Origin of the sequence: Taibaiella soli (assembly GCF_003236175.1) — a bacterium.
Taxonomy (GTDB): domain Bacteria; phylum Bacteroidota; class Bacteroidia; order Chitinophagales; family Chitinophagaceae; genus QKTW01.
The window spans coordinates 193,459-206,567 of the sequence record NZ_QKTW01000018.1; the positions used below are offsets into that span (position 1 = coordinate 193,459).

General features: G+C 43.7%; 10 protein-coding genes. 6 read left to right on the forward strand and 4 right to left on the reverse strand.

Annotation, left to right across the window (positions count from 1 at the left end; genetic code table 11):
- The first annotated feature begins 306 nt into the window (after positions 1–306).
- Both DN068_RS13845 and DN068_RS13850 read left to right on the forward strand, forming a co-directional pair.
- Positions 307–1,659 (forward strand): MFS transporter, encoded by a 1,353-nt coding sequence (locus tag DN068_RS13845; RefSeq protein WP_110999523.1) that lies wholly within the window; start codon positions 307–309, stop codon positions 1,657–1,659.
- Positions 1,660–2,010: 351 nt separating this feature from the next.
- A complete protein-coding gene (locus tag DN068_RS13850; protein ID WP_110999524.1) occupies positions 2,011–2,856 on the forward strand; it encodes an MBL fold metallo-hydrolase in 846 nt (281 codons plus the stop codon).
- A gap of 246 nt (positions 2,857–3,102) precedes the next feature.
- Here the strand turns inward: DN068_RS13850 and DN068_RS13855 are convergent, their stop codons facing one another.
- On the reverse strand, positions 3,103–4,476 hold the full coding sequence (locus DN068_RS13855) for a serine hydrolase (protein ID WP_110999525.1): 1,374 nt from the start codon (positions 4,474–4,476) through the stop codon (positions 3,103–3,105).
- Positions 4,477–4,683: 207 nt separating this feature from the next.
- On the opposite strand from DN068_RS13855, the gene DN068_RS13860 reads away from it, so the two are divergent.
- From DN068_RS13860 to aspA, 3 genes are all read left to right on the forward strand, one after another.
- On the forward strand, positions 4,684–5,808 hold the full coding sequence (locus DN068_RS13860) for a sensor histidine kinase (protein WP_110999526.1): 1,125 nt from the start codon (positions 4,684–4,686) through the stop codon (positions 5,806–5,808).
- Entirely contained in the window at positions 5,786–6,499 is a 714-nt protein-coding gene (locus DN068_RS13865) for a LytR/AlgR family response regulator transcription factor (protein WP_110999527.1), read from the forward strand. The genes DN068_RS13860 and DN068_RS13865 overlap by 23 nt, the downstream gene beginning before the upstream one ends.
- A 331-nt stretch (positions 6,500–6,830) precedes the next feature.
- The gene (aspA, locus tag DN068_RS13870) at positions 6,831–8,246 is read left to right on the forward strand and encodes an aspartate ammonia-lyase (protein ID WP_207798935.1); all 1,416 of its coding nucleotides are present in this window, start codon (positions 6,831–6,833) and stop codon (positions 8,244–8,246) included.
- 81 nt (positions 8,247–8,327) lie between these two features.
- Here the strand turns inward: aspA and DN068_RS13875 are convergent, their stop codons facing one another.
- Complete coding sequence (locus DN068_RS13875; protein WP_110999528.1) at positions 8,328–9,098, reverse strand: DUF3050 domain-containing protein; 771 nt, start codon at positions 9,096–9,098, stop codon at positions 8,328–8,330.
- Positions 9,099–9,267: 169 nt separating this feature from the next.
- Between DN068_RS13875 and DN068_RS13880 the strand changes: the two genes are divergently transcribed.
- Positions 9,268–10,431, forward strand: a complete 1,164-nt coding sequence (locus tag DN068_RS13880; RefSeq protein WP_110999529.1) for an RsmB/NOP family class I SAM-dependent RNA methyltransferase — start codon at positions 9,268–9,270, stop codon at positions 10,429–10,431.
- Here the strand turns inward: DN068_RS13880 and DN068_RS13885 are convergent.
- Together DN068_RS13885 and DN068_RS13890 are read right to left on the reverse strand one after the other, a co-directional pair.
- Positions 10,428–12,074 (reverse strand): S8 family peptidase, encoded by a 1,647-nt coding sequence (locus DN068_RS13885; RefSeq protein ID WP_165836398.1) that lies wholly within the window; start codon positions 12,072–12,074, stop codon positions 10,428–10,430. The two genes, DN068_RS13880 and DN068_RS13885, sit on opposite strands and share 4 nt — an antisense overlap.
- Positions 12,075–12,139: 65 nt before the next feature.
- Positions 12,140–12,886, reverse strand: coding sequence for a hypothetical protein (locus tag DN068_RS13890; protein ID WP_110999531.1), 747 nt, complete (start codon positions 12,884–12,886; stop codon positions 12,140–12,142).
- Positions 12,887–13,109 lie beyond the last annotated feature (223 nt).

Consider the following 13,109-nt stretch of genomic DNA (forward strand, 5'->3'; position numbering starts at 1 on the left):
ATGGGGGTGACTATTACTTTGTTGTTGAATAAGACAGGGACAAAGCAAGCGCGGGTTGCAAAATAGTAGCACCGGCGATGAACGGAGCGTCGCAACCTGGTTTAACCGGAGTAGGAAACGGTGATGGTAAAGGTGTTTTCTTAAAGAGTCCAGCCTGGGACTGGTAGTTTTTTTAGACACGAGAGCGCTACGCTAACGCTCGCGTCAGTATGGTAACAAAAATATCATGACCAATGTGGGTAATTGACCATTCGCCATTGACGTCTGACCTTTCACGTTTGCGGCAAATCTGCTACTTTAGCGGTCATGGAAGCATTAGAAACCGAAAAGGAGCTGGGCACTGCGCTGCGCTCTGATAAAAAGGTGCACAACGCATGGGCCATGTATGACTGGGCCAACAGTGCGTATAACCTTGTCATTACCTCTACTATTTTTCCTGCTTATTATACTGCGATCACAACGGTCAAAGACGGCGACAAAATTGTCAATGACAAAGTTTCCTTTTTCGGGATGACGATCAAAAACAGCACGCTGTTTGATTACGGATTGGCTGCCGCTTATCTCATCATCGCTATTCTGTCACCGATACTTTCTTCTATTGCCGATTATAAGGGCAATAAGAAAGCGTTCATGCAGCTGTTTTGTTATATTGGCTCGCTGGCTTGTTGCGGTTTGTATTTCTTTGATGCCAGTACGCTGGAGTTGGGCATCATTTGCTCGGTGCTTGCGGCTATTGGTTATTGCGGAAGCCTGGTATTTTACAATGCTTATTTACCAGAGATCGCGTTGCCGCATGAGCGTGATAGCGTTAGTGCGAAAGGGTTCTCTTACGGTTATATCGGTAGTGTGTTGTTGCAGCTTATTTGTTTTGTTTTTGTAATGAAGCCGGAATGGTTTGGAATTAAAGATGCTACGTTTGCGCCGCGTCTATCCTTTTTATTAGTTGGTATCTGGTGGATGCTGTTTGCGCAGATTCCATTTTTCAAATTACCGAAAGGAAAGCCTGCGCAGAAGCATTCGGAATACAGCCTGATTTCAAACGGCTTTCATGAATTGCAAAAAGTAGCGCGACAGGTAGGGCAGATGCCGGTATTGAAATTATACCTTGGGGCATTTTTCCTGTATAGTATGGGCGTGCAAACCGTGATGCTCGCTGCTGCAATTTTTGGTGCGAAAGAACTGGGCTTGCCGACGTCTAATCTGATCGGAACGATATTGATCATTCAGCTGGTGGCGATTGCAGGTGCGTATCTGATGGCGAAATTGTCGGAACGTTTTGGTAATCTTTCTGTACTGCTCTTCGTGGTATTTATTTGGATTGGTGTTTGTATTGGTGCTTATTTCACTACGACTGCAAATGAGTTTTATATAGTGGCTTCGGTTGTTGGTCTGGTAATGGGTGGCATTCAATCGCTGAGTCGTTCTACTTATTCTAAACTGATGCCGGTTACGCAAGACACTGCTTCTTTCTTTAGCTTTTATGATGTTACAGAAAAAATTGCCATTGTAGTGGGCATGATTTCTTTTGGATTTATTGAACAAATGACTGGCAGCATGCGTAATTCCATCATTTCTCTGATTGCATTTTTTGCTGCTGGCGCGATTGTTTTGTATTTTGCTATTCTTCGCAGTAAAAAAGTTAATGCGTTAAAAGGGTAAATGGTTAATGTGAAGAATGTGATGAATGTGGGAATGTGGTTTTTTAATGCGAATGCGCCCTTCGACTGCGCTCAGGGTGACAGGTGCAAAATGAATGTCGGGGAATGTGATGAATGTGGGGAATGTGGTTTTTTAATGCGATAATGCGCCCTTCGACTGCGCTCAGGGTGACAGATGCAAAATGAATGTGGGGAATGTGATGAATGTGGGTAATGTGCTTTTTAATGCGATAATATTGAATAATGCGATAGTGAGTGAAGCCCCTTTAGGGGTTGGGCTGGATGGGATAGCGATGAGTTTTTATTAGATAACATATGAGCCCCTTTAGGGGTTGGGGTAAATTTTATAACGATGAAAATATTTGCAGTAAACGCGGGTTATTTTAAACTGGATGGTGGCGCAATGCATGGCGTGGTGCCGAAAAGCATGTGGAATAAAGTGAACCCGGCCGATGACAATAATATGTGCTCTTGGGCGATGCGCTGTATGCTGATTGAGCACGGTAACTATCGCATTCTGATCGATAACGGGATGGGACATAAACAGGATGATAAATTCTTCGGGTATTATTATCCGTTTGGTCCTACGTTGGAGGAATCGCTGAAGGAAATCGGTTATACGCCGGATGATATCACGGATGTGTTTTTAACGCATCTGCATTTTGACCATTGTGGTGGTTCTATCAAAAAAGAAGGCGACAAATTGGTGCCGGCTTTTCCGAAAGCGCTTTACTGGAGTAACAAAAAACATTGGGACAGTGCGGTAAATCCAAATGATCGTGAGAAGGCGTCTTTCCTGAAGGAAAATATTTTGCCGATTCAGGAAAGTGGTCAACTGCGTTTTATTGAAGTGGCGGACGGTGAAGAGTGGATTGAAGACATTCGTATTCGCTATGTAAATGGTCATACCGATAGCATGATGCTCCCGCAGATTAGTTACAACGACCGTACGATTTTGTATTGCGCGGATCTGATGCCTGCTGTATCGCATCTGCCAATGCCTTGGGTAATGGGTTATGATATGCGTCCGCTGGATACTTTAAACGAAAAAAGAAAAATCCTGACAGAAGCGGTTGCCAATAATTGGGTACTGTTTTTCGAACATGATTTTAAAAACGAATGTTGCACACTACAGCAAACGGACAAAGGCATTCGTGCGAAGGATATTTTTCCGCTGGCGGAAATTGAAAAACATTAGATCGTGCCGATGCAATCGGCTGGAATTGGGTAGACACAAGTGATCCCTTCGAAACATTTGCGCCAGAATAAAAAATAGAAAGCCGAGGCAGATGCCGCGGCTTTTCTCTTTACTGGCGTGATTCTTTCGAAGGGCGACTCGTGTCGATAATACTTTGCAGTCTCAGACTGTACTCATCAACGGCAGTCTGGAGACTGGCAGTCTTCAAGCCACCGGAGCGCTACGCTAACTCCTGCGCCCGCGCGATTATTTAATGATCTGAATTTTCTGTCTGTCGGTTATTTGTCCATCTTCAATAATGGTAGCGATGTACAGACCCGTGTAGAAATTACTCAGATCAATATGTACTGACTGACCTGCGTTGAATTGCCGGCTGAACACTTCTTTACCGTCAATGCTTGTAATAGAAACCGTCTTAGTCTTGTTGTCAGCGCTTTTCAGGAAGAGCTGATCTTTCGCGGGGTTAGGGTAGAATAGATTTTCGCTGGCTGCGATATTGATAGTGTTGACAGCCGTTGGCGCATTGGTGAGGAGTACTTTATACAGTGCTGTTACTACTTTTTCAGTGAATGTATTAGACAGACTGTCCTGGTTTGAGAGCACGGTGATTGCAATACCCCGCGCTGTGTCCATCAGGTTAGAGTTGATTTGTCCTACCCATGTGCCGCCATGATCGAATACGGTATTATTGAGATAACGTTCTCTGAAAATACCCAGGCCATAGCCGATTGTAGAACTGATATTTACCCATTGCAGCATCTCGTTATTGAGTGTCGATTTTTTGATGATGTCACCGTTGAAAAGCGCCTGCCAGAATTTTGCGTCGTCAGACGCTGTAGAGACGATGCCACCAGCAGAATTGGCGATGCTGTACAATTCTTCGGAAAGGTAAGGGCTTGCGTCTTCGATGTAATTGTGGCCGATGTAAGTCCAGTAATGCGCATAAGGCAACGTCACTGTTTCATAAGGAGGGAAGAAAGTTTCATTCAGTTGAACCGGGTTGAAAATACTATCGCGCAGCAGTTGATACATCTGACGACCTGTTATCGCTTCTTCAATAATACCTGCAATGATGTAGTTGGTATTGCTATAGTTCCAGCTCGCACCTGGCGCGAAGTCTGGCGTTCCTACGAAATCGTGCAACAATTCCTCTTTCGTCCAGATCTTATTCATGTTCAGGTTTACAGAATCCCAGAAGTGAGGATCTTCGGTATAGCTGAAAATGCCGCTGGTGTGGTTTAAGATTTGTTTGATGGTGATTGCGCCGTTGATATTTGCATATCCCTGGATCCAGGTGCCGATGGTATCTGTGAGATTGACCTGGCCATCTTCATAGAGCTTCAGCATTATGGCGCTTACAAAAGTTTTGGTGTTGCTGCCAATGCCAATCAGCATATTGTCGGCCATGGGTACACCATCTTGTGAAACGCCAGAAGAGCCTTTCCAGTTGCCGATGTTTTTATAATTCACAGCTGCCTGCAGTCCTTTGAATTTGTAGAGAGCCTGCATATGGTTAAGGGTATCCTGCAGATGTTGTTGCAGAGAGGCTGGCAGTTGAGCGGAGGAACGCTGTGCCAGCATGGAGATCGTCAGTAACAGGAGTAATAATTTTGTTCTCATGTCGTTGTGTTTTTATGACACAAAAAGACGCAATCTTTTGACCGTGCTAAAATTGTTTTGACCAACAGTATCAACTATTTGACCAAATATATCCAGGGAAAGATGTCAAAGAATCCCGGCTTTTCATCCTAAAATCCCGGCGTTTCGTACAAATGAACAATGGTTTTGACTCGCTAAATCGCATATTTGTACCGGAACGTATTCTTTATGAAACAATTTCAGAAAATACTCAATTTCCTGGGCAGCCGCTTCATGCTGAATTTGTACGTGTGGCTGTTGCTGTGGGATGCGTTATACAACAATTACCGGAATGACGTTGTGCCAAATGGCTACGCAAATGCGTGGGTGCATGTGATCATTATGCAATTGATTTTCATGACCCAGATCTATTTTACCAATAGCGTGCTGATCGGTAAATTGCTCATGAAACGAAAACATCTGATGTTTGCCGGAACTTTTCTGGCGACACTGATTTTCTTTGTATTCGTGATCGGCAATTATAGTGAATGGCTGATTCATCATTATCCCAAAGCACATAAATATGACTTTAGTGCGATCAATCTGCAAGACAGAGGCCCGAAGATGTCTGCGTTTGATTATTATTTCAGCATAGCCACAGATCTCGCGGTTAGCTCGTTGATTTTTGGAATGGGCTATTTCATGCAATATTACTTTCGTGGAAGAAGAAAGGAAATGGCCTTGCTGGAGAAGAAAAGACTGGAAGCCGAGCTGGCATTGCTGAAATCTCAAATCAATCCCCATTTTCTATTCAACGTGCTGAATAGCATTTATTCACTTTCATTGAAAAAATCAGATGATACACCTGGTGTGGTTTTGAAGCTGTCTGAAATATTGCGTTATATGCTTTACGAATCGAAGAACGATTTTGTATCGCTGGAAAAAGAAGTAGCCGTATTGCGTGATTATATTGATATTGAAAAAGTGCGGATGTCGAACAAAGAAGCGATTCATCTGGAGATTAGCGGCGATTTGCAGCGTTATGTGATTGCGCCCAATATGCTGATCTCTTTTGTGGAAAATGCTGTGAAACATGGACTTGATTCACAAGCGGCGGATGCATTTGTGATTATCAAAATAAAAGTGGATGAAACTACCGGCACTTTGTATTTTCAATGTCTGAATAATTATAAGCAACGCCCGATAAATGGCCATACGAACAAGTCTGGCGGTATCGGACTGGATAATGTACAGAAACGTTTGCAGCTGATTTATGCACAGCGCCATGACCTGAATATCCGCAATGAGGAAAATTTATACGATGTAAACCTTCAGATAAAACTTGTACAACATGAGATGTCTTATAGTAGATGATGAACCGCTGGCGCAAGATGTGATCGAGCATTATATTTCCGGAACAGAAGGACTGGAACTGGTAGGGAAATGTACGAATGCCGTGCAGGCATTTGCGATGCTCAACAAAGAGCAAATTGATCTGATGTTTCTCGATATTCAGATGCCAGAGCTCAGCGGCCTTGATTTTATCCGTACACTTCGTCAATTGCCTATGATTATTCTTACCACAGCTTATTCAGAATATGCAGTGCAAGGTTTTGAACTGGATGTTGTAGATTATCTGCTCAAGCCAATTTCGCTGGAACGTTTTCTGAAAGCTGTTAGTAAGGCGCGGGCGTTAAAACAGCCGGTACAGTCGCAGGTAGTAATTCAGGAATTTGTTTCTAAACCGCAACACGACAGCATTTTTATCAGAAGTGACGGCAAGTATATCCAGTTAAATCCACAGGATATTCTTTTTATTGAAGGGTTGAAAAATTACCTGATCATTCATACTGCACAAAAAAAGATCATTACGCATAGTACGATGAAAAGCATGGAAGAAGACTTAAGCGCGTTTCCGTTTTTTATTCGTGTGCATAAATCTTATCTCATCAACCGGAAATTCATTACTGAAATAGAAGGTAACATGGTGAAGCTCGACAAGCAGGAAGTCCCGGTGGGTGGTATTTATAAGGACGAACTGATGCGCAGTCTGAAAATAATGTAGTGGTCAATGGTGAATGGTCAATAGTGAACGGTGAATACCCGTAATACGTCAATTGCGCGAGTTTTGTACAATGCTTCGGCTCCGCTCAGCATGACAAACGCGGTAGCGTATATTCTTAAAAGCACTGGTTAAGGTGAAATGAGTGTCACCCTAAGCAGAGGCGAAGGGCAAGAATACTGAGTTGACCAATTATCATTGACCATTCACCATTCACCATTCACCATTGACCATTCACCATTGACTTTTCACGTTTCACCAACATTCACCATTGACTGTTCACCATTGAAAACCGTATATTCGTTACCCGGCAAACAGCCTGAAAAACGATTTTATGGACATCCAAACGTATAGAGTAGAACATGATTTCCTGGGAGAAAAGCAAATCCCCAACGATAAATATTACGGCGTACAAACCTTGCGCGCCAAAGAAAATTTCAATATTACAGGTACGCCCATCAGTAAAGAACCCCTTTTTATCAAGGCCTTTGCTTATGTAAAAAAAGCAGCAGCACTCGCCAATAAAGAATGTGGCGTGCTTGATCCGAAGATCGCAGATGCTATTGTGTACGCCAGCGATCGTTTGATTGCAGGCGAATTCCTTGATCAGTTTGTAAGCGATATGATACAAGGCGGCGCCGGTACCTCTTGCAATATGAACGTAAACGAGGTAATCGCGAACATTGGTCTGGAATACATGGGCTACAAAAAAGGTGAATACCAATATCTGCATCCAAACAATCATGTAAACTGTTCCCAAAGCACGAATGACGCTTATCCTACGGCCTTTCGCATGGCGGTATTCATGAAGATCGACGAATTTACTGCAGCGCTGGAGAAATTACAGGAAGCATTTTATAATAAAGGAAAAGAATTTGACAATGTGTTGAAGATGGGCCGTACACAGTTGCAAGACGCAGTACCAATGACAATGGGTCAGGAGTTCAACGCATTTGCTACAACGATCGGTGAAGATGTATTGCGCATGAAAGAGGTGCAGAAACTGATTACCGAAGTGAACATGGGCGCTACTGCGATTGGTACGGGTGTGAACGCGCCGGAAGGTTATGCTGACGCTTGTATCAAACATCTGGCGGAAGTAAGTGGTATCCCTGTTGGGTTATCGCCGGATTTGATTGAGGCTACTTACGATACTGGCGCTTACGTACAATTGAGTGGCACGCTGAAACGTTGTGCTGTAAAGCTGAGCAAGGTTTGTAATGATCTTCGTTTGCTGAGTAGTGGTCCGCGTTGTGGTTTCAATGAAATCAATCTGCCGCCAATGCAGCCGGGTTCTTCCATTATGCCGGGCAAAGTAAATCCGGTGATTCCAGAAGCGATGAACCAGACTTGTTTCTATGTAATTGGCGCGGATCTTACTGTTACTATGGCTGCAGAAGCCGGACAGTTACAGCTGAATGTTATGGAGCCTGTGATTGGTTTTGCGTTGTTTACTTCTTTGGAATATCTTTCAAACGCTTGTGATATGCTGCGCGAAAAATGTGTGGTTGGTATTACAGCCAATGTAGAACGCACTAAAGAAATGGTGATGCACAGCATCGGTATTGTAACGCAGCTTAATCCGATTCTCGGGTATGAAATCGCTGCAAGTATTGCCCGTGAAGCATTACAGACCGGGAAATCAGTTCATGAAATCGTAGTACAGGAAAGAAAACTGATTACACAGGAAAAATGGGATGAGATTTATTCTTTCGAAAATTTGATTCATCCGAAGTTTATCAATCGGTAAGCCGGTCAATTAATTAAATTGGTAAAGGGTTAAATGGTTGTCGCCACTTAACCCTTTTTTTATAACGACTTAATTAGCCCGTTAAATTTTTAATGAATTAACGACAAAGTCCCAAAGGATAATCCTCGCTTCCATTGCCGCTTTGGCATAGTGTGTAGCCTCTGCCCATTTGGTTTCGTCAGCACCGCAAAGTTCCGTGAGCATTTCAATGGCCAGATGACTGTGATGATCGCCATCTACTTCAATATGACGTTCGAGGTAGTATTTGAAAATGCTGAATGAAACATCTGATGTTTCTGAAAATTCATTGACGAGTTGCAGAAACATATCCGGAATCAAATCTTCACGGCCAAATGTAAACACTGATGCTACGAGATAAGATTTGCCTGTTGCAATAGTATCAAACGTAAATTTCAGGAATTGACGAATGCCTTCGCTCTGTATTGTTGCATCGATCGCTTCGGTAATCGTTTTGCCTGTTTTCAGCTGCCCGATCAATTGATGAATCGCTTCCGTACTGGCGCCACTCTGGTGCATCGCTTTCAGATACAACTCAAAATGGCTGATTCGGTTGCCCGCCTCGTCAATATCACTTTCTTCTCCGGCTACAATTTCATTGATCAGATAGCGTGTATTCGCAGAGCCAACGGGAACCCAGGGCAACGATACGCATGTAAGTGACTGCTGCAACGATTTCAGCAATGACATAAAATCCCAAACAGCGTAAATATGATGCGCCATAAATACGCGGAGATCTTCTGGCGTGCGCACCATTTTATAAACCGGGTGCGCGATCAGTCTTTGACGAACTGGTTCTATGGCCTCTTTTAAAGTTTTGATATGATGATTCATCAGCGTTTTTGTTTTTGCGCGCCAAAATTAATGTGATAATGTGATAATGAAAATGTGGCGAATGTGTTTAATGTGATAAATGTGTTTTTCGCAGGTTTCGAATTTTTGACTTTTGACTTTTGACTTTTGACTTGTCAAAGGACCAACGTTTAAAACGTACCTTCGCGGGATGCGCTATATCTGGCAACATATTGAGGCTTTATTGCAGTACGATGGTCGTCTTCCGCTCACACATTATCTGAAAAATTATTTTCGCCAGTATCCGAAGCTGGGCAGTCGCGACCGGAAATTGCTTTCGGCTATGGTTTATAGTTATTATCGTTGTAGAAAAGCCTTGGTAATGCCTGACGCCAATTTGGAAGAAGTCATTCGCGTAGCGCTATTTCTCTGCAATAATCCGGAAAAACATACAGCAGCATTTTTGCCATCTTTTCCCGAAGCTATTTTATCGGCACCTGTTGAAGAGAAGATGCAATTTTTGAAAGAGCGAGGTATTGAACTCAATATCCCTGCTATTTTTCCGCAACAGTTGCCATTATCCGAAGGAATAAAAAATGAAGCATGGTTGCTTTCCATGTGGCATCAACCGCAGTTATTTATTCGGATACGGAAAGAAAAAAGTGCAGTAGTCAAGAAGTTAACCGCAGAAAATATCGCCTTTTCTTTTGTGAATGATCATTGCGTAGCCTTACACAACGGTACTTCTGTCGATAAAATTTTACCCGCCGACTGGTATGTGGTGCAAGATGCTTCGTCACAACAGACGGGCAGTTTCTTTCAACCGAAAAAGAAAGAAAATTGGTACGACTGCTGTTCAGGCGCGGGCGGAAAGTCTTTGCTGCTAAAGGATCTGGAACCATCGGTTACCATCACTGTTTCAGATGTTCGTGATAGTATTCTGCATAATCTGCGTTTGCGTTTTAATCAGTATGGCTATTCCGCACCGAAATCATATACGCTTGATGTGTCCGATGCCAGCCAGTTAAAACTGCAATTAGGCAGTCAACAGTTTGATAATATCATTGCAGATGTGCCGTGCTCCGGTTCCGGCACCTGGGCGCGTACTCCAGAGCAGCTTTATTTCTTCGATCCGGAATTCGTTACAGAAATCAGCAAAAGGCAAACCACCATCTTGCACAATATTGCTGATAAGGTAAAGCCAGGCGGGAAAATATTTTATATCACTTGTTCTGTTTTCAAAGCCGAAAATGAAAACGTTGTAGCAGCTGCAATCAAGGATACATCGCTTGAAATAGAATCAATGCAAATAATAAACGGCCTGACGAATCAGGCCGATAGTATGTTTATTGCAGTGTTAAAAAGAATCGTTTAGTTCTTCATCAGTTTTATTGTCTGCTTACCATTTTTGCCAACCGCTGTAAAAAAATACATTCCGGAAGGTAATGCTGGCGGCATGTTAATTGTAAACCAGTCTGTGGTGTGTTGTACCGACAATTGCTGCTTGAAAATCTGTTTACCGGTAACATCGGTCAGTACGCATTGTACCGTTTGTATTTCCTGCAATGAAAATTTTACGTAGATCAGCTGATTAAAAACGGTAGGCCAGACAACCATCAGATCGCTGCCGGAAGGCGCTGGTATGTCATGTACACCAAGGCCCAGATAGGACGCTACTTTATGAAAGTCCGGAATTCCATAACCAAGCTGCACACCAGGAGCCGTGTAGTGATCTGCGCTGCGGCTAATGGCGTCTCTGATTGTAAACGGAGATAAGTTTTGTTTGCCTGACAACAAGCACGCGGCCCAGCCTGCCAGCTGTGGCGCTGCGAAAGAAGTACCACTCGCTACTGATACTGCAGAATCGCTTCCTGATAAAATGGTTGCGGGTTCGCCCATCAGGGAGACATCAGGTTTTACTATTCCCGCAGCGTTTGGTCCGTAACCGCTTGACACTGCCGGCGCCCGGTTCTGATCTACGCTGCCTACGCTCATGGCGCTGTCTGCATCACCCGGACTAAGTAACCCGCTTGAGCCTTCATTGCCTGCTGTGGAGAAAAAGAGCATTCCTTTTTTTGTGGCAGTATTGGCTGCAATAGCTACCAGAGTTGTTTTTCCGTCGAGCTGTGCTGAAGTGTATGTAAATGTCGGATTGGTAAAATCAAAATAACCTACCGAAGCGGTAACGATATTGGCACCAATACTGTCGGCACGTTCGACGCCCGCCAGCAGATTGTCCATTTCTATTTCGCGATCAATGCCGAGTGTTTCATCTTCTGTACGATAGAGTACATACATCGCTTCCGGTGCAGTTCCAACATATTTCCCCGGCATATTTCCGGCCATCGTAGAGAGGGCAGCGGTGCCGTGAATAGAATTGGAGAATACATAGCTTGTATCCAGCACAAAATCATGCGCGTCTAGCAAGCGGCCATTATTAAACATGCTGTCGAAGCCTACATGCAGGTCCGTATTCGAAAAGCCGGCATCCAGTACTGCAATGAGTTCACCGGAGCCCTTCATGTTATTATCATGCAGGAAATCGCCATTCACCATTGCAATCTGCGTGTAAGAACCTCCGTAATAAGCGGCGGAACCCGTTGTGCGGGCCAGCTGCGAAAACGAAGATTGTGCGTTGCCCGGCAACGTAGTATTGCCGTTACCCGACAATCTGTGCAATCCCTGCGGATAAACGCCTACCAGTCTTACACTGTTTACATAGGGCTTGCCCAGCAGCAATAAAATTTTGGAAGAATCATCGAGTAAAACAACGCATTGATTGAGCCAGCGGGAGGTTACATGTAGCTTGCCACCCGTAATCGCCAGTACGGAATCAATATATGCCGGAGAAACCGGCAGGTCTGTGCTGTCCACTGCAATAGAATGCAGGCTGCGACGGTCTAGCGAGCGTTGCGAGAGGAATGCCAGCGGATTTGACAGGCTGGATGTTCCGTTCTTATTGGTAAACGACACGCGAAAGGCCCATTGTGGTTGCAATGCCTGGCTCGCGAAAGCCATAAGCACTAACAACAAACAACAACAGGCCTTTCTCACAAAATTTATCATCTCTTTACTACTTATAATTAGTTATTGCTGATGGCGCGCATCACAACGCTATAGCCCTTGCGACAGTTGGTAGTACCGCCAGGCGTATAGTTGTATGTCCAGTGCGTCAGTTCTTTGTACACCAGACCTACGTTGTTTTCATAAACTTCTTGCGAGTAGGTTTTATCAGCATAAGCAGTTGGCATGGTATCCGGATCGTTGGTTGCCATGTCCGCTTCGTTTACGGTTACCGTATTGTCAAAGTTAAAGCTATCGCGGATATATGGCTTTCCTACATTGCTATAGGTATAATTCCAGCCGGAGAAATAACCGAGATCCTGATCGTTTGTCTGGATCATGCTGTTACCATTCCAGGATTGACCCTCTGTGATTGGCAGAACCAGTTTGATGAAACGCAGATTGCTTTCTACTGTCTGAATCTGATTACCTGCAATTGTTGCGTAAAACACATTGCTCGGCGTCCAGTCCAGCGTATCAGCTGTGCGGATACTTGTTTCCACACGGTAAGATTTATTGCCGCTGTTATCGAGGAATGTATCTACGAAATCGTAGCGCATTTGGTAGCTGTGTACAACTTTTGAACAATCGAAATCATTCCAGATAGTAGAATCTACGTCGTAAATAATGAATTTACCTACACGAAGCGGGTAATAGGAAGATCCAGAATCGTTTGGCAACGGTGTCTCCGATTTTTTCTTACAAGCAAAGAATGAAACGGAAACCAATCCGGCGAGGAACAGGAAGGATAAGATTTTTCTATTCATAAACGAAAATTCGCAAGTTGTATCCTGTAAATATAATTAAAGAATTGAAAAATTGTTAAAGGTTAATCAATTGACGATGGACAGTTGAGAATGGACAATTGACAGTGGATAAGGAAGACGTACCGGGGAGGGGATTAAAAATTTCGGCGGGGTAATGCTGAACTTCGATGCCGATGCTTTTTACCCGGACGTCGGAGTTCTGAGGTTCGATGTTGATGCTTTT